This is a genomic window from Heliomicrobium gestii, from assembly GCF_009877435.1.
GTDB lineage: Bacteria > Bacillota > Desulfitobacteriia > Heliobacteriales > Heliobacteriaceae > Heliomicrobium > Heliomicrobium gestii.
The window spans coordinates 113,002-134,709 of sequence record NZ_WXEX01000001.1; the positions used below are offsets into that span (position 1 = coordinate 113,002).

The 21,708-nt window shown below is 55.0% G+C and carries 19 protein-coding genes, 2 tRNA genes and 1 other RNA gene; 10 read left to right on the top strand and 12 right to left on the bottom strand.

Annotation, left to right across the window (positions count from 1 at the left end):
- Positions 1-177 precede the first annotated feature (177 nt).
- The 4 genes from GTO89_RS00515 to GTO89_RS00530 all read left to right on the top strand — a co-directional run bounded on the left by GTO89_RS00515 (position 178) and on the right by GTO89_RS00530 (position 4,840).
- Positions 178-573, top strand: coding sequence for a hypothetical protein (locus GTO89_RS00515; RefSeq protein ID WP_161260103.1), 396 nt, complete (start codon positions 178-180; stop codon positions 571-573).
- Positions 574-701: 128 nt separating this feature from the next.
- Positions 702-1,790, top strand: a complete 1,089-nt coding sequence (gmd, locus tag GTO89_RS00520) for a GDP-mannose 4,6-dehydratase (protein WP_161260104.1) — start codon at positions 702-704, stop codon at positions 1,788-1,790.
- Positions 1,791-1,796: 6 nt separating this feature from the next.
- Positions 1,797-2,741 carry a GDP-L-fucose synthase family protein gene (locus GTO89_RS00525; RefSeq protein WP_161260105.1) on the top strand — a complete coding sequence of 315 codons (945 nt, stop codon included), beginning with the start codon at positions 1,797-1,799 and terminating at the stop codon, positions 2,739-2,741.
- A 143-nt stretch (positions 2,742-2,884) separates the two neighbouring features.
- Positions 2,885-4,840, top strand: a complete 1,956-nt coding sequence (locus tag GTO89_RS00530) for a DUF268 domain-containing protein (RefSeq protein WP_161260106.1) — start codon at positions 2,885-2,887, stop codon at positions 4,838-4,840.
- A gap of 837 nt (positions 4,841-5,677) precedes the next feature.
- Here the strand turns inward: GTO89_RS00530 and GTO89_RS00535 are convergent.
- Both GTO89_RS00535 and GTO89_RS00540 read right to left on the bottom strand, forming a co-directional pair.
- A tRNA-Tyr gene (locus tag GTO89_RS00535) sits at positions 5,678-5,763 on the bottom strand.
- 7 nt (positions 5,764-5,770) lie between these two features.
- Positions 5,771-5,847, bottom strand: a tRNA-Pro gene (locus tag GTO89_RS00540).
- Positions 5,848-5,999: 152 nt separating this feature from the next.
- Here GTO89_RS00540 and GTO89_RS00545 point away from each other — a divergent pair.
- The 3 genes from GTO89_RS00545 to GTO89_RS00555 all read left to right on the top strand — a co-directional run bounded on the left by GTO89_RS00545 (position 6,000) and on the right by GTO89_RS00555 (position 7,807).
- A complete protein-coding gene (locus tag GTO89_RS00545) occupies positions 6,000-6,239 on the top strand; it encodes a hypothetical protein (RefSeq protein WP_161260107.1) in 240 nt (79 codons plus the stop codon).
- A gap of 506 nt (positions 6,240-6,745) precedes the next feature.
- Positions 6,746-7,078, top strand: a complete 333-nt coding sequence (locus GTO89_RS00550) for an arsenate reductase family protein (RefSeq protein WP_161260108.1) — start codon at positions 6,746-6,748, stop codon at positions 7,076-7,078.
- Between the two features lie 243 nt (positions 7,079-7,321).
- Entirely contained in the window at positions 7,322-7,807 is a 486-nt protein-coding gene (locus tag GTO89_RS00555; protein ID WP_161260109.1) for a hypothetical protein, read from the top strand.
- A 44-nt stretch (positions 7,808-7,851) separates the two neighbouring features.
- Here GTO89_RS00555 and GTO89_RS00560 read toward each other — a convergent pair whose 3' ends face one another.
- Both GTO89_RS00560 and GTO89_RS00565 read right to left on the bottom strand, forming a co-directional pair.
- A complete protein-coding gene (locus GTO89_RS00560) occupies positions 7,852-8,715 on the bottom strand; it encodes a hypothetical protein (protein ID WP_161260110.1) in 864 nt (287 codons plus the stop codon).
- Positions 8,716-9,038: 323 nt separating this feature from the next.
- On the bottom strand, positions 9,039-9,383 hold the full coding sequence (locus tag GTO89_RS00565; RefSeq protein ID WP_161260111.1) for a hypothetical protein: 345 nt from the start codon (positions 9,381-9,383) through the stop codon (positions 9,039-9,041).
- A 296-nt stretch (positions 9,384-9,679) separates the two neighbouring features.
- Here GTO89_RS00565 and GTO89_RS00570 point away from each other — a divergent pair, with 296 nt between their 5' ends.
- Together GTO89_RS00570 and GTO89_RS00575 are read left to right on the top strand one after the other, a co-directional pair.
- Positions 9,680-10,987 (top strand): nitrogen regulation protein NR(II), encoded by a 1,308-nt coding sequence (locus tag GTO89_RS00570; RefSeq protein WP_161260112.1) that lies wholly within the window; start codon positions 9,680-9,682, stop codon positions 10,985-10,987.
- 78 nt (positions 10,988-11,065) lie between these two features.
- The gene (locus GTO89_RS00575) at positions 11,066-12,802 is read left to right on the top strand and encodes a sigma-54-dependent transcriptional regulator (RefSeq protein WP_161260113.1); all 1,737 of its coding nucleotides are present in this window, start codon (positions 11,066-11,068) and stop codon (positions 12,800-12,802) included.
- Here the strand turns inward: GTO89_RS00575 and GTO89_RS17735 are convergent.
- The 8 genes from GTO89_RS17735 to GTO89_RS00610 form a co-directional block, all read right to left on the bottom strand.
- Positions 12,773-13,315, bottom strand: coding sequence for an isoprenylcysteine carboxyl methyltransferase family protein (locus GTO89_RS17735; protein ID WP_204758143.1), 543 nt, complete (start codon positions 13,313-13,315; stop codon positions 12,773-12,775). The genes GTO89_RS00575 and GTO89_RS17735 overlap by 30 nt on opposite strands.
- A gap of 75 nt (positions 13,316-13,390) precedes the next feature.
- Positions 13,391-14,482 carry a type III polyketide synthase gene (locus GTO89_RS00585; protein WP_161260115.1) on the bottom strand — a complete coding sequence of 364 codons (1,092 nt, stop codon included), beginning with the start codon at positions 14,480-14,482 and terminating at the stop codon, positions 13,391-13,393.
- A gap of 126 nt (positions 14,483-14,608) precedes the next feature.
- Positions 14,609-14,966: RNase P RNA component class B (gene rnpB / locus GTO89_RS00590), an RNA gene on the bottom strand.
- A gap of 185 nt (positions 14,967-15,151) precedes the next feature.
- A complete protein-coding gene (locus GTO89_RS00595) occupies positions 15,152-16,426 on the bottom strand; it encodes a metallophosphoesterase (protein ID WP_161260116.1) in 1,275 nt (424 codons plus the stop codon).
- A gap of 146 nt (positions 16,427-16,572) precedes the next feature.
- Complete coding sequence (locus GTO89_RS00600; RefSeq protein WP_161260117.1) at positions 16,573-17,286, bottom strand: 3'-5' exonuclease; 714 nt, start codon at positions 17,284-17,286, stop codon at positions 16,573-16,575.
- An 83-nt stretch (positions 17,287-17,369) separates the two neighbouring features.
- On the bottom strand, positions 17,370-19,286 hold the full coding sequence (locus tag GTO89_RS00605; RefSeq protein WP_161260118.1) for a DUF294 nucleotidyltransferase-like domain-containing protein: 1,917 nt from the start codon (positions 19,284-19,286) through the stop codon (positions 17,370-17,372).
- Positions 19,287-19,463: 177 nt separating this feature from the next.
- Positions 19,464-19,640 carry a hypothetical protein gene (locus GTO89_RS17055; RefSeq protein ID WP_170294303.1) on the bottom strand — a complete coding sequence of 59 codons (177 nt, stop codon included), beginning with the start codon at positions 19,638-19,640 and terminating at the stop codon, positions 19,464-19,466.
- Between the two features lie 106 nt (positions 19,641-19,746).
- Positions 19,747-20,634, bottom strand: a complete 888-nt coding sequence (locus GTO89_RS00610; protein ID WP_161260119.1) for a GerMN domain-containing protein — start codon at positions 20,632-20,634, stop codon at positions 19,747-19,749.
- A gap of 192 nt (positions 20,635-20,826) precedes the next feature.
- Here GTO89_RS00610 and GTO89_RS00615 point away from each other — a divergent pair, with 192 nt between their 5' ends.
- Positions 20,827-21,669 (top strand): epoxyqueuosine reductase, encoded by an 843-nt coding sequence (locus tag GTO89_RS00615; RefSeq protein WP_161260120.1) that lies wholly within the window; start codon positions 20,827-20,829, stop codon positions 21,667-21,669.
- Positions 21,670-21,708 lie beyond the last annotated feature (39 nt).

Genomic DNA, 21,708 nt, shown 5'->3' on the forward strand with positions numbered 1-21,708 from the left:
CCTCGTTCACGATGGTTTTGTGCTTATCTTATCATTTTATCACGGCATCGCTCAAAAAGCATCGGCTGAGTTGAGCGGGGCGAAACAAAAGGAACCATGCCTTTGTCTGACGCCATAAGCTGTAAAGGTAACCATCGAGCAACCATTGGGAGGCTTACGTCTGCAAGGAGGTTCCTTATGTTTGGCGATTATCGGACAGGTCAAAGGCAAATGAACAAAGAGTTATATTACCCCATATTTTATCTGATGGAACGTCAAACAAGAAAGAGAAAGAAAAAATACGCCTCTCCCTATTATCCAGTGGCTGGTTTGCGTGATGATTTGAACGGTTATCGTCCATATAGGGGGGGGAATGAAGAGTGCAAGAATGAGGTAGAAGAAACGAGCGATGGGAGCGCAGCGAGAGAAGTGGACGCAGAGATTCTGGCATTGTTTGCGCGCGCATGTGAAGGCGAACCCAGGGCGATCAAAGAGGCGTATTTTTATTTCGCCGATCTGTACCGAAAATACCCGCAGAATCCCCTGATCACCGGTTACTATCTTCATTGCCAGTCCATGGCTTCCAGTCAGTAGTTGCGCAGAATGGCGTAAACACAGGGCTGTAACGATTTTCCAGAGCGCCCCGTATCGTGTACTGTGTGTCGCAATCGAGCGAACCATGGCTTCATGGAAGGCGTAGTCAACACTGTCGGGGGTGCGAGATGAGTAAAACGGCGCTGATCACAGGGATTACAGGACAGGATGGAGCCTATCTCGCTGAGTTTTTGCTGAACAAAGGGTACAGGGTTCACGGAGTCAAGCGGCGGTCATCTCTGTGTAACACCGATCGGATTGATCATCTGTATGAAGCGTCCCAGCACAAGGATCATTTTATCCTACATTATGGGGACTTGACAGATACGGCGAACCTTATCCGGTTGATCAAGGAAATCCAGCCTGACGAGTTATACAACTTGGCAGCCCAAAGCCATGTGAAAGTATCTTTCGATTCCCCGGAATACACGGCCAATGCCAACGCGCTCGGCCCTCTGCGATTGCTCGAAGCCATTCGCATCCTGCATCTTGAACAAAAGACGAGGATGTATCAGGCCTCCACCAGTGAACTGTATGGCCTGGTTCAAGAAATACCTCAAAAGGAAACAACCCCCTTTTACCCCCGTTCGCCCTATGCCGTATCCAAATTGTATGCCTATTGGATCACCGTCAATTACCGTGAAGCGTACAACCTCTTCGCCTGCAATGGCATCCTGTTTAACCATGAGTCCCCCATCCGGGGAGAAACCTTTGTCACCCGCAAGATCACCCGGGCTGTCGCGCGAGTGAAGCTGGGGTTGCAAAAACAGGTGCGTCTTGGAAACATCGACGCGCTGCGTGATTGGGGACATGCCAAGGACTATGTGGAAGCCCAATGGCTGATCCTTCAACAGGACCGCCCCGATGACTATGTGATCGCGACGGGTGAGCAACACAGTGTGCGCGAGTTCGTCGAAAGGGCCTTTGCGGAAGTCGGCATCGGGATCGAATGGCGCGGTCAGGGGATGGAGGAAGAGGGATTTGACGCAAACACCGGTCGTTGTCTCGTGGCGGTTGATCCGATCCATTACCGTCCCACGGAGGTAGAAACGCTATTGGGCGACCCCGCTAAAGCAAAAAACAAGCTCGGGTGGTCACCGAAGATCTCTTTCCGAGAGTTGGTTGCCGAGATGGTTCGAGAAGACCTGCGCAGCGCGCAACGGGAACTCTTATGTGAACAAAAGGGCTTTCCTGTAAAGAGAGGATTTGAGGTGTAGGCAAAGATGGACAGGAACGATCGGATTTTCGTCGCGGGCCATCGCGGACTCGTCGGTTCGGCCATCGTGCGCAAGTTGCGCTCCCTGGGCTATGAGCGGTTAATCCTGCAGAACCGTTCCGATCTGGACCTGCGGGACCAAAAAGCCGTCAAACAGTTCTTCGCCCAAGAACGGCCCGACTATGTGATCGTCGCCGCTGCGAAAGTAGGCGGGATTTATGCGAACAACAGCTTTCCTGCCGAATTCATCTATGACAACCTGATGATTCAGACCAATGTGATTCACCATGCCTACGAATCAGGGGTAAATAAACTGCTGTTTCTGGGCAGTTCCTGCATCTACCCAAAATATGCGCCACAACCGATGGCAGAATCATGCCTGTTGACGGGCGCCCTTGAACCGACAAATGAGCCCTACGCGGTGGCAAAAATCGCGGGAATTAAGCTGTGTGAATCCTATAACCGGCAGTATGGAACGAATTTCATCGTCGCCATGCCGACAAACCTCTATGGTCCCAATGATTGTTTCGATCTGCAATCGGCCCACGTGTTGCCGGCATTGATCCGCAAGTTCCATGAGGGGAAGCAGCAGAACGCCTCTGAGGTGCCGGTTTGGGGAACGGGGCGGGTTCGAAGAGAGTTTCTCCATGTCGATGACCTGGGAGAGGCCTGCGTCTTTTTATTGCATCATTTTGACGCGCAGCCGCACAGCGCCATCATCAATGTGGGCACCGGCACTGATGTGACGATTGCGGAGTTGGCTGAGATGATTGCCGCAACATGCGGGTTTAGAGGGAAGGTTGTCTTCGATAGTCGCATGCCCGACGGAACCCCTCAAAAACTTTTGGATGTGTCGAAAATCAACGGCCTCGGTTGGAAGGCTCGGATCCCCTTGGAACAAGGAATACAACAAACCTACGAATGGTACAGGCAAGCCGTCAAGAAGACGTGAAAATACAGCGGCGTCCCGGTAATTGGCGGAAAACAAGCGGGCATATCTCGGTTGGTAAAGGGGTTTGTGGAATGGGCAGTCCATCTGCGAAGAGAAAACGAAGGAACAATGCTGGACAAAAGGACATTAGGAAAGATCCGAACATGGAGTATAGGATCAACCTCGACGATGACTTTTATGAGTTTTTTAGCAAAATCCATGAGATATCGCCGGAAGAAAAGCGTTCCCGCGATCTCGTAAAATTTACTGCCTTGCAGGAAGGACTAAGCAACGAAGAACGACGGTTCCCCCTCCCATCTCCACAAGAAGTGGTGGACAATATCGCAAATATAAAAGAGGGCTACTCACACAACATCTTTGAAATCCTCGCTTGGATGATGTTGTCGATCCAAAAGATAAACCCCATTCAGCACGTGGACATTTCCCCTGTCATCACATTGAGCTCGATCCTCTCCACCAATATTCCTGTCAGTTTCTATGAGTATTCCCCGGCCTGCCTGTATGGTTATGACAGCAAGTGGCAAGGCCATCCGACAAAAGAACTGACCATCGGCAAAGTGGATTTAAACCGGTTGCCTTTCGCCGACAACAGCATCCCCTCCCTTTCTTGTTTGCGGTTGATCGAACGGATCGGTCTCGGTCACCATGGCGAACCGCTCGATCCTGACGGCGATCGCAAGGCCATCTTTCAATTGAAGCGAGTCATCCAAGAAGGCGGTTATCTGTGCCTTTCTGTGCCGCTTGGGAAGCAACACATACAGTTCAATGACCGTCGCGTTTACTCTTATCCTCACTTTCTACGTTATTTTCCTGAATTCGAATTAATCGATTATACGTTGGTTCGAGACACCGATGAGGCAGTCTATGGATACGGCTGTTTTTTACTTCAGAAGACACGGGCGGATGCGCTGCCGCCCACCTCAGGTCCAACCACTGCAATCGGGCGAACGCTGCCGATCGCCACTTCCATTGCTCCACGGGATATCACTACGCAACAACGGGCGATCTGGAGCTGGGTGCTACAAGGATTTCACATCATATCCTTCAATATCCCGAGTGAAATCGAAAGCCTCAAAGATCATTTCCCCTTTGTTGAGTTTGTCGCCGTATCTCGGGACGCCAGTCAGCCGTTCGGCAAACCCTATGTCTACTTGCATGACATTCTTGCCTACTATCACAGGAGTGATCATGACTTATGCGGTATCGTCAATTCAGATATTCACTTTTTTCAGGACATTCGTTGGTTTATCGAGAAAGAGGCGCCTGGCTCAATGGTCTTTGGATCGCGCGTTGATATCGAGCGGATTGACAACCCGATCGGGAGCATTGAGAAACGGGGATTAGACTATTTTTTCTTCGATAAGAAAATCGCTTCACTGTATCCTGACGAAGGATTCTGCCTGGGCTTGCCCTGGTGGGATTATTGGATTCTGTTAATCCCGATTTACCACCAGATACCGTTAAAATACATCGGCACGCCCTTCGGCTATCATGTGTATCATCCCCAGAGATGGAATGTAGAGAACTGGTATTACTTTAAGGACATTATCCTCAAGCATGTGGAGCAACCGCCGCTAGAGAATGAGGACAACATTTATCATTTCGGTGAAGTGATTTATCAATACATCATGAGACATGCAACGGATCGTTTCCTGCCCTATCGCGATTGCCGTCAATTCGGATATCAAGGGTTGCCTGAGGAATTCATCGATATGCCTTTTTACGGCTGGATTCCCCTTGGCGGGTTTAGACCGATGGAAGGTCCCTATCCGCAATGGGATTTGCCTACGGTCCTTTGGAGTTATGGTCCCAGTTCTTTTCTGCAAATCACAACAGAATGTATGGAAGAAAAAAGCTATCGATTGCGTATGACGGCGCGCAGCACGAAGGATGAACAAACAGCGGATCTATTTTTAGATGGCAACCTTGTCGGAACACATACCTTTACAAGTCATCAGGTTTTTGAAAAGGCGGAATTTTCAATTAAAATCGCTCCGGAAATGCCGAAGATCCTCGAACTGCGATACCGGCCATGGGATCTCGCGGAACAGATGGGCGATGCGCTGCTGTTCACAGAACTCGTCGTTGCTCCGCAGTAATGCCACATGAGTACAACCAGAGAGAAAAAAGCAATAAACATGAAAAGGAAAAAGAAGGAAAATAATACCAAGTGGCGAATAGGTTGGTAGGTTCAAAGGGAGGGAGGAGATTCCATTGGGCTAGGAAACTTGGCGTGTGCCCGCTTGCCTGCGCCTTGGTGGACATTGGCTCTGCTGCAACGGAGGGGAATGACAGATGACAACGGCGGAACCGGTGAAAATGAGTGTAGCGCCCCACTTGCATGACGGCCATCACGCATGACCCGGGATTGCGTTTAAGTTCGGCCGCTTCAATGGCGGGGATAGCGGGAAGCTGCGGCAACGCCCAAGACCCCTACTAACCGGCCGGCGCCGTTCCGGCGGTCCCATCGGCGTTTCCGGACCGCTTCAGGGCGGGACCCCGCGCCAGCGGGAGTGGGAGACGGCGGAAACGTAGCCTCGGTTGGCCATGGATGGCGGGGCGAAGGAATGTGGACCGAGGAATGAAGACAAGGCAGTTGGGCCGGGTCAAACGAGGTGGCGCATTTGAACAATGACGGATGACCCGATTTTTGCCCCATGACGATTACCCGGCAATCGCGTTTCCTGGTGAAAGGACACCACGGAGACGACGCCCCAGAGGGGGGAGGCCGGTGAATCGTGACAACTGAATCCACGCGGTCGGTAGCCAGCGTGAAATACAGGTGAAAGGGTCAGGACCGGAGGCAAGGCATGCTCCGGTCTTTGTTTTTTTCGTAAGCCTGCCATAAGCAGGCAAAGAGTAGGACAAGAAGCAGGACAAGCAGTGTTTAAAATGCAAAAACCCGCGCCGCGAACGGCACGGGTCTGTACGCAAAGTGGTGGAGGGGGTAGGATTCGAACCTACGAAGTCGTCAGACGGCAGATTTACAGTCTGCTCCCTTTAGCCACTCGGGAACCCCTCCAGACACATGGTCGGAGCGACACGATTTGAACGTGCGGCCTCTACCACCCCAAGGTAGCGCTCTACCAAACTGAGCTACGCCCCGAAGACAAATGTTAGTATAACCGGGAAGTCGCTTCTCGTCAATAGGGGATTCTTTGGGAATTGGGGGAAGCACGGGCATAGCGGGCGGGATATCGCATATATTCCTGTAGGCGGGCTTCCCGATAACAAGCGCGACGGGGGGAGAAAGGATCGATGGAACGACCGGCAGGCCTAGGCCTTTCACAGATGGAGGAATACAGGGGGAGCGCGGACCCCCTTGAGCCACGCGTCCTGGCTGTGGAGTTGGCCGGGCTGAAAGGGCGGGTGGGCGAACTGGAAGCCCGTGTCGTCAGCCTGGAGAAGCAGTTGGAAATCCTGGCGCGACACCTGGCTCACCTGACCTGTGATCCGGCGCCAGTAGCGAGGTTTTCCCGGATACCGGAGCAGTATTAATAAGGATTTTCTTGAGTGCAATGTACACATAAGCCCAATATTGCTATAATCGATCATGGTGACGATGATGCGACATGGGTTTTGGGGATATACATCTCTTGGCATCGCTGGAACGCTTGGGCTGCTCATACTGAATTTCTTCGTTCAGCCCCTGCCGTTAAGCCTGACCTCAGTGCTCCGTCTGGCCGTTTTCTTTCCCACCATTGTCAGTCCCATCGGATTCGCTGCAGGTTACTGGGGCTTCCGGAAGAACAAGGACGCCTATGCGAGATGGGGCATGGTTTCTAACGCAGCGCTATTTCTATTCTCACAACTCTATTGGGTGCTTGGCATATTGCTTTGGGGGCCGTGACTGCCGCGCTGAAAGCGCGACGAGATGACCATGAAATTTTGTATAAAGGCAAATGCAGGCGGTGTACCCTGCTTCAGGCTGCTGGCGATGTCAGCGGTCTTTTTTCTATAAGGGCAGTTTATTTTTCGAGAATAATACAATCGGGGTGTGACGCATGAACGTTCAAATCTGGGGCACAAAAAAATGCCAAGACACGCGCAAAGCCGAGCGCTACTTCAAGGAGCGCCGTATCAAGTTCCAGTTCATCGACCTGGCTGTCAAGGGTCTAAGCAGAGGCGAGTTTGCCAGCGTGAAGTCCGCCGTCGGCCTGGACAACCTGATCGACAAAGAGGGCAAGGAGTATGGAAAGCGAAACCTCAAGTACCTCGTCCATGACGTGGAAGAAGTGCTGATGGAGAATCCCCTGTTGTTCAAGACGCCCGTCGTCCGAAACGGGAGGCAAGCGACAGTGGGCTACCGTCCCGAGGTGTGGTCGACATGGGAATAAAAAAAGATCCGCCGATCTGGTGAGTGATATGCGCCCTTTGAGGTAGACAGTCTGAAAAACAAAACTGTCTGCCTACAGGGGCGCTTTTTTTGGGGCCGGAAAGCTAAAATCAGGATTAAAAGCATAGAAATCGGCGGTTTGTAATCTTCTTTTGAAAAAATAGGTTTGCTTAAAAATCCTAAATAATCTATCGATTTAGTGGTTATGATAGACGGAGGAAAATTCAAGGCGTAGAGGTGAATCATGGAACAATTGGTGCTTAGTATGATGATTTGGATATTAGTTGTAGTGCTTATTCCCATGAAACGAATTATCGAGTTGCGGTATGCTGTTTTTGTGTCCGTGGTCTGGATGATATTTTTAGATAATTTATCGTCCTACTTAGGGTTTTACAGCTTTGAACACGTTTTAATCCCCATCGGTAGAGCATCATTATTTCAACTGCTTGCGTATTCAGGTATCGGAATACTCATGATTAATTGGTTAACACGTAGTTCAATATCAAAAATAATTTCTGTTACCTCAGTTGCCTCAGCGTTCTCTATTCTACAGTACGTTTTTATCCAAAGGGGAGCTTTCAGGTATGGAAGCTTTGATATGATATTTAGCTATATATATAGCATAGCAGCGCTTTCAATGTTTGTATGGTTGTCACTGGCTATAGTAGGAGAAGATAAAGTATATTCCGGTAAAAAGACACGAGATATAATCGACCTGAATCCACGGTAACAGCTTTTTCGCACCGCACATGCGAGTGTAGCCAATGGGTTGCTTCAAGAATTCGGGCATTCCTTTTTAAATGGGGTCTTCCATCCCTTCAATGAATACTTTTCCAGGACGATATACAGTCCTAAACATAAATAGTGAAGTTGTGTTAAGTAAAATAGATTCCAACCATTTTGGAAGGTTAAAATATTCATTTTTATCATCATATAGTCACTTAATAAAACCACAAATAGAGGGGCTGTTTTCCAATATGGCTTATGAAGGAAATTAACGAAAAATATAAAAGTTAATGACATAATCAATTGGTAGGGTACATCGAAAAAAATATCATTAAGAAAGTAATTATCAACCAATCCGATTCCAAAATGCTGTTTGTCTGATATTAAAAGTACAATAGAGGAACCTAATAACAACAACCATGCGATTAAATAAAATGCAGTGTATCTCAGAAGCATATGCTTCTTTTCCATTAATATACCAAAACACTTTCTTGCAAAAAAAAGAAATACAACAACCGCTATTCCTGTCATGTAAGTTCTCCACCAGTGATGAGTATATATACCTAATGCAAGGAACAAAACTTCTACAAGCATAAATACAACAGATATCAAAAAAATCCAATAATATTTTAATTGAAATGCAGCGACCAGGAGCGTAAATCCACCCCAAAAGAATCCATTACACACTAAATGCCCATAAATACTTTCTTGAATAGGGTCAGTAAATAATCCCGGTTTGTATGCATAACTGTTAAATACAAATAGTATTACAATCTCACACAGATAAGCAAGTGCTGAAATGAATAAATAAAACGAAAATAAGTTAACTATGCTTTTTCTCTTGTACATTGTAAAGATTATTAAGCCTATACCGATGAATGTCAAACTGTGATACCAGAACAAGTTTGTCATAATTCTCTCCTATATATTCAGTGTTTTTGATGTTTTGCTATCTGAAAAATGACTTGAATGCTTGTGTTCGTTATTATGGTGACTTTCTTAACAAATATACCTTCGGGGCTCAGTGCGGAACGATTATCGTCCAAATTCGCCCGTCATCCTACAGATGAATGCCTCCTATCTGTGATAGAAGATTGTGTCATCGGCGCGGTTGTCCCTATGAATCAACCAGCGTTGGCCATGCCTTCCTGCCGTGGCAGCATAAAAAAGACACCAACCATAGCAAATAGTTGGTGTCAGTAGGGCAGATCAAAGTCGGCGGGACTTTCTCCGTCTCACATGTGTGCTGAGTCGCTTTTCAAATAGGCGTTACGCTGCTGGTTTTGGACCGGTTCTGGTTCCTTAGCGCTCACGCCCACGGTCGCGCTTGTGTTTCCACTCCCTGCGCCAAGCTGCTTTCTGGAGCGCTCCGTCGCCTGGGCTTTTTTGAGGGCCTCGGCGGAGTTTCTCGACTGAACAAGGACCAGCGCATTTTTAGGGTAAACGCTCAACCGCAGGTAGTCGCGGCGAGTTCGCCGGATCTCGAACTCCGACGGCCCAAAGTCGAGAATCGAATACGAATACATGCCTGGCCCGGTCGATGAGCGCAACAAGAGCCAATAATGTACCGTATGGTTCACGGCCAATACACTTCCTCAAAGATTAATCATTCTTTCCACGGTTGATTATACACCGTGGTTCCATTGTTTTATGTTAAGTACCGGTAAAGGTGATTTCCGAGCTTTTCATGACGACGAACATAATGGGGACGACTCCCGAATACAGTGCTGTACAGAAGGTTTATCGCGCCCAGTCAACCTCTTGTAATGATGACATGGACAACATCCTGCTTCACTGTGCTTGGCGCCGCTTGCCAACAGAGCCTTGGCCCTCAAGTCAATCGTGGCGTTACGATTCGAGTAAGCGAGGTGGTGCTGTGATCCCTCAATGCAAATCCCCTTGGACCATCACCCTGACGACCGCTGTGGTTGTGACAGCGGTCCTGGTTGGGGTGTTTCTTTTTCCCCTTTGGGGCGCTTTCAATGAGTTGTCCGGCGGCCACGACGGAGCGGTTGCGGCGGTGGCCTTGTTTTCTCTTCTCCTGCCGCTGGGCCTTTGGTTGGCGCGGAAAAAGCGGCAGGGCGTCGACGGAGATGACGATGGCTGGGACGGGGGAGACGTCGAGGCGGACCCAAAGGCGCTGGTGGCAGAGGCGGAACTGGCAGAGCGGGAAGCGTTGGTGGCTGAGGAGGACTTGGCCGATCGACAGCGCGAGCGGCAACGGGAGAACGGTTATGGCGATCAGGCGGTTCACCACAACGAACAGGGTCAGAAGGAGCAGATGAATCAATGGCCATCGCCGGAGTGTCTGCTTGACGAACTGGTTCCGCCGCTCAACCACTCCCTGGGCGTCATCCGATGCGCCGTTCAGGTGCTGGAAGAGGAGTTTGGCTACCGCTCTGATCTCATCCAGCATACGCGGGTGATTGCCGTCGAGGCGGAGCGCCAGCAGCAGTACCTCCGGGAGGCGGTTCGGTTGTTGCGGAGCGAGGGGAGAAGGCCCGACTGGCTGGAGGTGTCCCTGTTACTGGACGGGGTGCTGGAGCGGTTCCGCAAGCATTTTCCCGGTTACACCGTCATCCAGGAGTCTCCCCGGCAGGAAGCATGGGAACAACAGGCATCCCTCAAGGTTTGGGCCGATGGAGACCGCCTGGTGGAAGCCCTGTACCGGCTGTTGGCCCGACGCAGCAGGACCACTTCGACGGGGCGGGTCCATGTGCGCGTTGACTGTGGAGACGACGGAACCGGCAGCGCCGGAGGAACTGGAGGAGCTGGAGGGGCTGAAGGGGCTGAAGGGGCCAATCAGCCGGCAGTGACGGAAGGGACCTGGGAAGGTCCCGGATTGACGATCGAATTTCACATAGACGGGATCAAAGAAGAAGGGCAGCAGGTGGAAGGGCAGTTGGCGCAGCTTGCTGTCGAGGCCCAAGGAGGCACGATTTTGAGGCTTCCCGGCCCAGCCGGGGAGGGGAGATTGATCCTGCGCATGCCCCCGGCGCTCACGGCGATGGAGCCGGAACGGCTCTGGCAAGAGAAGGGATTCGTCCTTCGCTCAGCGCCTAACCGGGATAAGGACCGAAAGGATGGGCATGAACAGGGACGACCTCTTCGCGGGACCAAGGCCGAATCGGTACAAGGTGATTCCGTCAAGAGATATCAGGCTTCTGCCAGCCTGTCGGAATGATCAGGAGGTTGCTCCAGGGGCCGGCTGTCCTACTTCGCCGGCGGAATGGGGAGGCGGAATGGGGAAAGGAGGACGTCGATGCAAGGCCTTTTGTTGCTGCTCAGCCCGGAAGAGCACCTGCGCTGGGTTCTGGCGCGAGGGTTGAGCCGGACCGGTTACAGGGTGATCCCGGTGGAGAACGAGAACGAAGCGGTGCAGCAGTTGGAGCGAGAGCCGGTGATCCTCGTCATTGTCGACCTGGACGGACCCGGCGCGGAAGGCTTGCCGGTCCTCCACCGCTTGCTTGGCGTCCGAGCGAATGTGCCCGTCATCGTTCTCACCGGACAGGCTTCGGCCGAGACGGCCTTAGAGGCGCAGCGCCTGGGGGCTCGCGATTATCTGCATAAGCCCTTCAGTATGGACGAATTGCGCGTCACCCTGGAAAAAGCCCTCGAAGTGGAATCTTTGCGGCAAGAGGTGCGGTTTTTGCGCCTTGAAGCGGCCGGGCGGCGGGAGAACGTCGAGTTGATCGGCGCCAGCCCGGCCATGGGCGCCATTCGGGAGTTGATCGCCCAAGTGGCCGACGCCCGGACCCCGGTTCTGGTGGCAGGCGAGACGGGAACAGGGAAGGAGGTCGTTGCGCGGGCGCTCCATCACCAGAGCCGACGCCGCGAATACCCCTTCGTCGTCGTGCCCTGTGCGGCCATCCCGCCAAACCTGATCGAAAAGGAGCTTTTTGGCTGGGAACCCACCGGGTCCTCAAAAGGGGGGGGCGAAGGAAAGACCCAGGCCGGCCGGCTGGAGTTGGCCCACCGGGGGACTCTTTTGATCCGCCATGTGGAATTGCTTCCTCCCGATTTGCAGGTGAGGCTCTGCCGCACGTTGGAAGACGGCGCTTTCACCCGCGCCGGCGGGACCAAACCGCTGGCCGTCGACGTGCGGATCATTGTCGCCACGACGGGCGACTTGGCTGCCGCCGTCGGTGACGGCCGGTTGCGGGAGGATCTCTATTACCGTCTCAGTGTGATTCCGATCCACTTGCCGCCCTTGTCGGCGCGCAAAGAGGATATCGCCGACCTGGCCCGGCATTTTTTGTGCCGCTATGACCCGCACGGACGGATCCGGGGGTTTACGGCGGAGGCCGTCCAACGTCTTACCGCCTATGCCTGGCCGGGGAATGTGCGGGAACTGGCCAACCGGATCGAGCGGGCGGTCATCATCGCCCGTGGGGAGTGGATCACTGCCGCCGAGATTGATGACGGTGATCCCTCTGCCACCGTGGCGGCGGCCGATCATGCCAGCGAACAGAGGTCGATGACACAGGCCATAGGACCGTTGAACCTTTTGCCCGTTATGTCGCCAGCGACTGAAAAAGGTGCCGGAAAACCTCGCGAGGAGTCCGGCGAAAAGGCGCGTGGGAAGATGCGTGACAAATCTCGCGAAAAGTTTGGAGATGATGCTGGCGAAAAGACTGGCGAGACCGTCATGGTGCTAAACCAGGGTAAAGAACTGTTTCTCTACAGGTCTCCCCGTCGCCGCAAACAAGCCGATAGGGAAGAGGAAAGAGAAACACCGGAGAGGGGACGGGCGCGACCTCGGGAAGGGCTTCCATCGTCAGGAAGCCTATCTGTGCAAAACGATGGCGTCACCGTGACGATCGCCGCCCCCTTCTCCCTCGATCTTTTAGAAAAGAAAATCATTGAGTCTGTGTTGAAGGAAACGGGCGGCGATCTGGCCGAGACGGCTCGTGTTTTAGGTTTGAACCGTCCCGCCTTGTCGGCGCGGATGCAAAAGCATCGTATTTCCTTACAGCCGTTTCGATCGGGTGAGCGTTGAAGATGACGAATGGGCCTCATCAAGGGCCGCCTCTTCGACACGGATGCGCACCGACAGCAGATAGAGATTGGCGACCGAAAGGATCGCCGCAGTCACCCAAGCGCCGAACAGGAGCGGAATGCAGAGCAGTTCTGCAACGACGGCCAGGTAGTTGGGGTGGCGCAAAAAGCGGTAGGGGCCGCGCCGGACGGCCTTGGCGCCGGGAAGAACGATGATGCGTGTGTTCCAGAAGGGGCCGAGACTGGTCATACACCAGTAGCGAAGCCCCTGGGCGAGTATGAAGGCTGCCGCCGGCGCCATCCACCACTGGGGCGGCTTTCGTTCCAGCCAGAAAACTTCCGCCATGAGGGAGGCAAAGAAGCAGATGTGCAGGGCCACCAGGTATTTGTAGTGGTCTTGCCCGGCTTCTACGGCGCCCATGGCAGTCATCTGGCGGGCGTTGCGCCGGGCGATGGCGAGTTCAACGACCCGTTGCGTGAGCACAAAGGATAAGAAGGCAAAGAAGATGAGCACTCCCATGGCCTCCTACGGAAGCAATTTAGGGCATGGGCAGGGTGAGCGCCTGTCCATCTCCGGTAAGGAGATTCGCTACTGCCATTGCAGCAACACCAACTCCGAACAGAATCCGGGACCCAGCGCGGTCATCAGCGCATAGTGGTTGTGGCCGTCCCGATCACCATTGGCGCGGGTCGCCTCGTCCATCGCCTTTTCTAACACAAAGAGGATCGTCGCTGACGACATATTGCCGTACTCGCGCAACACCTGGCGGCTCAGGCGCGTCTGCTCGGGCGAGAGGCCCAGGCACTCTTCATAAGCGCTGATCACTTTGGCCCCGCCGGGGTGGGCGATCAGGCCGTCGATGTGGACGCGCTCCAGCCCCTGTTCGCGTAAAAAGGCATCGACTGCGGGCGGAATATGCCGCTGCACAAAGGCCGGGATGTCGCGCGAGAAGATGACCTTCAGCCCCTCGTCCTGCACCTCCCAGCCCATGATGTCGAGTGTCTCGGGCCAGCGGGTGGTTTGGGCGGCGATGACCTCGGGGGAAAGAGCGGGCGCTCGCTGATTCGTTCCAGCCTCATCCTCAATCACCAGGGCCGCCGCCGCTCCATCGGCGAAGAGAGAGGTGGCGATCAGGTTGCCTTTCGACCGATCGCCCCAGAGGAAGGTGAGGCCGCACAACTCCAAGGCAAGCAGCAATACCGGGCGGTCAGGGCGGGCTGCGGCCATTTCAACTGCCCGAGCGACCCCTGCGGCCCCGCCGGCGCAGCCTAAGCCCCATAGGGGGAGCCGGCGCAGGGAGGGCTTCATTCCTAAGCGGTTGGCGATCCGCACATCGATGGTCGGGGTGGCGATGCCCGTGGAGGAAACGAAGAGAAAGCCGTCCACTTCATCCGGTGATAGCCCCGCTTTTTCCAGGCAGCCCGTGACGGCGCGGACGCCCAAGTCGACGGCGTTTTCCACGTAGAGGCGATTTTTTTCGGCGAAGCTGTGGTCTTCTCGAAACCACTCCATGGGGACGCAGAAGTGGCGCTTGTCGATCTGGGCGTTCTCAAAGATCGGCAACAGGCGCTCGAGATCGCGGAAGGATCCGGCGAACATCTGCTCCACGACTTGCCGGATGTCTTTTTGGCGAAAAATATGATCGGGAACAGCGGAAGCGACGGCGGCGATTCTCGGCATGGGGCGATCCCTCCTTGAAAAAGGCGATGCTAGTGTTGCCGCGCTGTCGCCGGAAAAGTCGCATTCAGGGCAAAAAAATAAACGACCGGAGGTGTAGACCTCTGGTCGTTTTAGAAAAAAGAGTATGGCTGTAATCGAGATTCTGTCCCCGGCTTGCGCCGATGGATAGTCATTTGTCTAAGGAAGTTGCTCCTGACGGCCTGGCTTCCTTCCCGCCGCAGCGGGTGCCCCTACCCGCGGCTTGCGCCGCCTATTTGGGTTGCACGCTGGTGGAGTTTACCCTTGCACTTCCCCGTCGCCGGGGAACATCGTTTCTGTGGCACTTTACAGCGACTCGCCTCTCCGGAGAGATGCTTTTGCCGTCGTCAGGTCGCCCTGCCCTGGCTTGCGCCAGGCACCATACTCCGCGACCGCCGAAGCGGCCGTGGGCGTGTCTCGAATTTCCTCGATCCCTGCAAAGCAGAAACCGCAACTATCCACCATACTCTTTTTCGCTCTTTTGTTGGCGTCTCTTGAGGACGCTTGACTAGTATAGGCGATCCCGCCTGAAAAGACAAGAGGGGATAATTGGAATCGGGGACGCTGGATCTATTTATGAGGTTTTGGCGATTGGGTTCACTCGAACGGTTCAATGGTATGGTTGAGTCGATCGGCTCCAGTCGATCGGCTCTAGGCGCTCCGCAGCACAAAGGTGACGATTTCCGATGGACAACCCAACCGGAAGGGCAACCAATGGCCGAGGCCGCTGTTGACGAAGAGCTTCTGTTCCTCGTCGCCATACCAGCCGCGCATGTACTCCATGGCGAAGGGGAAGAGGGAGCGATCGCCGATGCCGACTTGTCCGCCATGGGTGTGGCCGGCCAGTGAGAGGGCGATCCCCCTCTGCCGGGCTGCGTTGAACCCGTCAGGGTGGTGGGTGAGCAGGATCTTCGGCAGGTCTGCCGGCGCTCCTGCCAGCGCCTTGTCGAGCAGGCGCTCTGTCACCATCGCCCGGTTTTCATCGTCGCGGCGTGTGAAGGGATAATCGATGCCGAGCAAGCAGAGGGACTTCTCCACTGTTTGAAAGCTGTTGTCCAGGTGATGGATCGTGCTTTTCCGGAAGGCGCTGACCACTTTGTCGAGGTCCCGGTAGTGTTCGTGGTTGCCCAGGCTGTAGTAACTGCCGAAGGTGGTGGAGACCTGTTCTGTCCGCCTGATCGCGTCGTCGAGCATGGTGACATCATCGACATAATCGCCGGTGATGGCGAAAATGTCCGGTTTTTGTTTCTGAATGAGTTCGAGGGCGTCATCGAGGCGGCTGATGGGGAAGAAGGTGCCCAGGTGGACGTCGGAGACCTGCACGAGTCGGAGTCCGTCCAGGTGTTTGGGAAGACCTGGGATAGCAACCGGGTAGGTCCGGGTGATCACGCGATTGTCGCCGACGAGCACACCGTCAGCGGCGACGGTGAGGGCGACAAAAGGGACGGCGGTGATGGCCCCTTGCAACAGATGCCGTCGTGTGACTTTTTCCGGCAGATGGATATGTGAGGCGGCTTCCTTGTCTCCCCCCTGACGAGTTTTTTCGGAAGGGTCAGGCCCCGGCGCAAAGGGCATCTCCTTTGTTTGCGGCGCTCGTTGTCCCTCGGCATCCAAGGAACGCTGGACACGGTGAAGCAAGAAAACGATCGGAACCGCCAGAAGGAAGATGATCTGGCCGATGTTCCAGGCGAGGGCGGGGTAATAGGCGATGCGCAGCCACGCTTCCTGGGTCTGATAGCCCGTCACCACGCTGTAGAGGGGCGGCAGGGCCGACAGGATGGCGATGGTCACAAAGGCGGTTCGCCGGCGTCCCGGCCGGAAAAAGGGCATCCAGCGGACGAGGGCCATATAGGAGAGGTAGTTGATCAGGAGAAAAAAGACGATCGGCATGAGGCGCATGATGGAAAACAGCGGAGATGATGGCAACAGGGATCCTCCTTCCGCTGGAGTAAGCATTTGATAGATTGGAACGGTGGTGCGATTCTTCTATAATACCGCTTGCGTCCCTGGAATACAAATTCCGCTTTGGCCCATGAATGACATCCACGAGATAAGAAAGGGACAAGGCGCGCCTAGAGGTGCTGCTGCGCTAAAATCCGCTGCAATTCGCCAAGGGTGCTCACCGGCCGGAGTGTCTGCAACCGCGCCAACATCGCGGCAAACAGATCGGCGGTCATCTGCGCGTCGCCAAGGGCGCTGTGACGACGGCGCGGCGCGATCCTCCAGTCAGGCACGAGGGCATCGAGGCTGTGGTCGGTCCGAAAAGGTTCAATGACGCGCGACAGGGTGATCGTATCGATGACGGGATGATACAACCTCGTCCGAAGCGGTTTTAGGTACTTATCCAGAAAGCCCACATCAAAGGCGATCCCATGGGCCACGAGGACGGCGCCGTCGATAAAATCCAAAAAGTCGTCGAGCACCGGGTAGATGGTCGGCTGGGCGCAGACCATCTCGTCGTCGATGCCGGTGATCTCCCGCGCCAGCGCGGGGATGGGACGATGGGGGTTAACGAGCCGGTCGAAGCTGGGGCAGCGATCACCTCCGGCGTCGAGTCCCAGGGCGACGGCGCCGAGGGCGATCACATCATCATCAGGGACACTCAGTCCAGTCGTCTCCGTGTCAAAGACGACAAAGGGGATCTCCCGGAGCAGGTGAAAAGGACCGTGCCGCCCCCGGTTGCGCCGGCACTTTTCCAGCAGACGGGCCGACAGCTCCGATTCGGGCATCCTGCCGGGAAATCCGCTTCGTTCCAGACCGAAGAGACTGCGAAAGGTTTCAAGCAAGGACAACCACCTCCACTGGATCGAGACGAAAAAGGTGCCGCCGCGGAAATTTCTCTGAAAAAACCTTCGACGATAAAGAGCGGCTATAAAAAACCTTCGACGCGGAAGGCGGAGCCGGTCAGGCTCTGCAGGCGGATGATGCCTTGAATCGCCTCTTTCAGCGCCGCCTGTTCCCGTTTGGACAGCCGGTAGGGGTGGATGTAGTTGTCGGGCTTACTTCCCTCATGAGCCTTGCGCAGATTTTCCTGGATGCGCATCGCCGTCAGGGTCTGATAGCTAAAGCAAAACTGCTCCGCGTCATTGTCGTGAAAGACGCCCTTTTCGGAGAGACGGCGAATCCGGGCGAGCGTATTCGTCTCCTCGACGCCCTCGCGCAGGGCAAAGATGCGGACACAGTCGATGAGGTGCACCAGGAGGCTGCGCTTCAGATCGATCTCGTCTTTATGGTCGCCGCTTTTTTCCGTGACAAAGGGTTTAAAAAACCCAAGGCTCACATGGTGGCGCAGGTCGTCTTTGGCCAAGTGATGAAGTCCGACGGGGAAGCGCAGGTAGGTCTGGTGGACGGCGTCGCGCAATCGGGACGCCAGCGTCAAATCGCCGTAGAGGCCGCGAAAGTCAAGAAAGATGGTCAACTGGCGCACATGCTCGGGCACCGATTCCTCCACCCAGCCGCTGAGGCGGTGCATCCACTCGCTGGAGGAGTGGCACCAGCGAGGGTTGCCGGCCATGACCTGGCCGGGACAACGGGCAAAACCGCAGGCCTCCAGGCCCTTGACCACCAGTTCGCCCAGGTCAAGAAAAAAAGCGCGCACCCTTTCTAGCTGTTCTTCCGGCACATCGGCGAAGACGATGGCATGATCCTGATCGGTGCGCAGGGTCTGCTCGCGCCGTCCGGCCGATCCCATCGTGAGCCAGCAGAAGGAGGCGGGCGGGTTCAACCGGCCTTTGGCGAGCCCGTCGAGGGCCAGTTCAAGAATCCGCGCTGTCAGCCGGTCATAGAGCACGGTGATGACTTCGGCGATTTCGTTCGGCTGAGCCTGCTCCGCCACCATGGCCGTGAGCAGCCGGTCGATGACGGTGGCCCTCGCCGCCAGGTCATCGATGGTGCGGCAGTGTTCGATGCCGTCTACGATGGACAGGGCGCCGGCGTCGCGGTTGCGAACCAGATCGGTCAGGGCGACAATGCCGAGGAGACGGCCCTTGTCGACAACGCCTACATAGCGGGCACTCTCCCGGATCATGGTCAGCAAAACCTGATAATAACAGGATTCGGGCGGCAGGGTGATAAATTGGCTGTTCATCACCGCCTTTAAAGATGGGAAAGCGAGGGGAGCTTCCAGGGACGAGGGCGCCGCCAACACCTGGTAGACCAGATCCCGCTCGGTGATGATGCCCACAGGCTGATCGCCCTCCGTGACGACGAGGGAACCGACCCGCTTGTCGGCCATCAACTGTGCCGCTTTTGTCACCGGTTCGCCGGCGGCGATGGTAAGCACCGGCGATGTCATCATATCGACGGCGCGCTTGCGAAAGGGACGCCCGTCCATGCCGGGCGCCTCACCGGAGTGCTCGGCGACGATCTCATCGATCATAGACCGGAAGCGGGCGGCAAAAAGACGGGAGAAATAAGCGGAAAAGGCGGCATGCTGTTCCCAGAGCCGGTGAAGTTCGTCAAAGGGGATGGTCAGGCAGGTCATGTTCTCGATCACCTTGACGGTGGCGGGATAGGTTTTCTCGACGATACAGGTTTCTCCGAAGAACTCGCCGCCCTGGCGGAAACCGATCACAGTGGAGAGGCCGGCGTCATTTTGAACGATGATCTCCGCCATACCGTCGAGGGCCAGGAAGAGGTGGTGATAGGCCGGTTGTTTTTGGGAAAAAATGACCTCTCCTTTGGTAAAGCGGAGGAAAGCCATTTTCTCCGCGACGCGGTGTTGGGCCTCCTCCGGCAATTGATTGAAAGGGACAATGGCGGCGATCTGGGCCAGGGGATCCGTCATCGTTCACACTCCTCCCTGTGACTGCGGGTACGCGGCTGTATAGGCCCCATTTTAAAGGGTTGAAGGTGAAAAAGACAACCGGTTATTTGAAAATTCGATCAATTCTAGCTCTGCATAAAGATAAAGAAAGGACACCTCCCGAGCGAGAAGGTGTCCTTATCCCTATCCGATATGCTGTCACTCCGTTTCCAACAGAGGGACAGCGCCCGGTTCCCGTCCCGGCGCGATGGAGCGCTTGCGGGGGGCTTTTACGCCGGGGGCGATTTCTCCCGGACGTCCGTACTTTTGATAAAGCTTTTCCAGCGATTCCGGATCAAGATGATAGGTATGCAGGCCTTTGGGTTTGTCCGCCATCCATATCGCCTCCTGTCCATATTTTTTCCGCGGGCAGGGGCGGGCATTCAGCAACAGGAGGGGCGATGACTGGACTGCGGTCTATTTTTTTACCTTTTCGACTCTGTTAGGAATTGCGCGGCGCTGTGGCGACGGAACGAATCACCCAGATATGCCCATGGCCGTTGCCTGCCGGTTGGGTCAGTTCGACAAGGAAATCCAACTTGCCATGACGAACTCTTACCTTGGCGAGGGATTTGCCGCTGTCGTCCGATTGGCTGACGAGGCTAAAGCTGTCTTTTTCCGGTTCGAAACCCAGAGCGATGCCATCGACACGAGTCACTTCCAGTGGATCCAGTCGCCACTGCTGTTGTCCCTGTTGCGCATCGTTTTCGATATCGTTGATATTATTCGGCGGTGGAATCGGTCCTTGGCGGATCGTCAGTTCGTCAAAGAAGGGGAGAGGAAGAGCGATCTCCATGTGACCGGCCAGGGATTCAATTTTCTGACCGTCCACAGTGAGTTGAACGCGTGCATAACCGAGCGAAGTGAAGCTGTTGACAAGGGAACCGATCAGCAGGGCTTCACCGGTTGAGCCCAGATTGCCCTGGCGGATCTCCCGTGAAAGGTTCACATCCAGTTGGGTGTCCTTGACAGCGACGCCGAGCAGGCGCGTTTGCGGCGGGATAAGCGTCATCAACGAGGTGTTTTTGGGGCCTTCTTTCAGGAATTCAAAAGTCTGGCGAACTTTTTCCTCGGCGCTGCCGCTGAGTGGGTGGTCTTCTTTGACCAGACGTTGCAAATCCTTATCGGGGAAAAAGATTCGAACGGTCGTTTCCGTTGCAGCAGCCGTTTTACCTGAGCCATCGGGCGCGGGAGATGTCGCGTTTTCTATCGTGGCGTTCTGAGGCGCCCCTTGAGACATGCTGCAACCGGACAGGGCGATCACGATGAGGAGAACGATCAGTGTCAACGGGAGGGTGGAGCGGAGCAGGCGTTTCATGAAGGTGTCCATACAGCCGGGCCTCCTTCCGAGTTGAGATGGGATCCTTGGGATACTGGATAATTTACCGATATTTTCGCCAAAAAGAGAAAAGAATCCTGCTGCCCCGGAGACAGATGGGCTGAAAGCATAGAATGGGTCGGCGGCAGAAGTGGGAGTAGTGGAGAATGATCGCGCGCCAGAGGCTGCGCGATGAGAGAAGTGATGGATACAACAATGAAGGAATCAACGGAGCCGCAATCCTGTCTGGTCACGCAAGAGGGGACGCAGGAGGGCGCGCAAAAGCTGATGAACCGCTTATGGCAGATCTGTGCGAATCAGGCTGCTGCTGGAGAGGCCGGGTACCGGGCGCCGCTGCTGGCTGCTGCCCCGGTGACCGATCACCGGGTCGAACGCCTGCGAGCCGCCCATCCCGAACTGGTTGATCCAGCGGCATGTCTGGCCGAGGCGCGCAGCATTATCGCCGTTTTTCTTCCCTTTCGGCAGGAACTTGTCCAAGCGAACCGGCGCGCCGATTATCCGACAGAATCATGGGCCCGCGGCTATGTCACCACGAACAGCCTGCTTGCGACGATCGCTTCCGAGATGGTCGAGGCGCTGGCGGAAGCCGGCATTGCCGCCGTGACGGCAATGCCAACCTACGATTTTGACAAGGAAGGGCTAACGGCGGCCTGGTCCCATAAACACATGGCCTGGGCCTGCGGGCTCGGCGAGTTTGGCCGGCACCAGATGCTGATCACACCGGCGGGAACGGCCGGCCGCTTCACCTCACTGGTCATCGACGAGATCGTCACAGACAGACCAGGGATCTGGCGCCCCGAGACGGGCAGATTCGATCCGCCGGCGCCGCAACTGTGCCGGGAAGCGGCAGGTTGCCGGGCTTGCGAGCGCGCTTGCCCCACCGGCGCGCTGTCGACGACCCCCTTTGATCGCCATGCCTGTTACGCCTTTTTGCTGGAAGTCGATCAAGCCTATCCCGATCTGCCATTAAGCGATGTCTGTGGCTTTTGCGCTTGCGCCGGCCCTTGCGCGGTCATCTGTGACTGAGAGCGCATAGTTTCGCCTTTCCAAGGTTGAATCGAAGGT

Excerpts from the sequence above, each read along its gene's own strand:
- GTO89_RS00515 (WP_161260103.1), top strand. The coding sequence starts at position 178 with ATGTTTGGCGATTATCGGACAGGTCAAAGGCAAATGAACAAAGAGTTA.
- gmd (WP_161260104.1), top strand. The coding sequence starts at position 702 with ATGAGTAAAACGGCGCTGATCACAGGGATTACAGGACAGGATGGAGCC.
- GTO89_RS00525 (WP_161260105.1), top strand. The coding sequence starts at position 1,797 with ATGGACAGGAACGATCGGATTTTCGTCGCGGGCCATCGCGGACTCGTC.
- GTO89_RS00530 (WP_161260106.1), top strand. The coding sequence starts at position 2,885 with ATGGAGTATAGGATCAACCTCGACGATGACTTTTATGAGTTTTTTAGC.
- GTO89_RS00545 (WP_161260107.1), top strand. The coding sequence starts at position 6,000 with ATGGAACGACCGGCAGGCCTAGGCCTTTCACAGATGGAGGAATACAGG.
- GTO89_RS00550 (WP_161260108.1), top strand. The coding sequence starts at position 6,746 with ATGAACGTTCAAATCTGGGGCACAAAAAAATGCCAAGACACGCGCAAA.
- GTO89_RS00555 (WP_161260109.1), top strand. The coding sequence starts at position 7,322 with ATGGAACAATTGGTGCTTAGTATGATGATTTGGATATTAGTTGTAGTG.
- GTO89_RS00560 (WP_161260110.1), bottom strand. The coding sequence starts at position 8,715 with ATGACAAACTTGTTCTGGTATCACAGTTTGACATTCATCGGTATAGGC.
- GTO89_RS00575 (WP_161260113.1), top strand. The coding sequence starts at position 11,066 with ATGCAAGGCCTTTTGTTGCTGCTCAGCCCGGAAGAGCACCTGCGCTGG.
- GTO89_RS00585 (WP_161260115.1), bottom strand. The coding sequence starts at position 14,482 with ATGCCGAGAATCGCCGCCGTCGCTTCCGCTGTTCCCGATCATATTTTT.
- GTO89_RS00605 (WP_161260118.1), bottom strand. The coding sequence starts at position 19,286 with ATGACGGATCCCCTGGCCCAGATCGCCGCCATTGTCCCTTTCAATCAA.
- GTO89_RS17055 (WP_170294303.1), bottom strand. The coding sequence starts at position 19,640 with ATGGCGGACAAACCCAAAGGCCTGCATACCTATCATCTTGATCCGGAA.
- GTO89_RS00610 (WP_161260119.1), bottom strand. The coding sequence starts at position 20,634 with ATGGACACCTTCATGAAACGCCTGCTCCGCTCCACCCTCCCGTTGACA.
- GTO89_RS00615 (WP_161260120.1), top strand. The coding sequence starts at position 20,827 with ATGGATACAACAATGAAGGAATCAACGGAGCCGCAATCCTGTCTGGTC.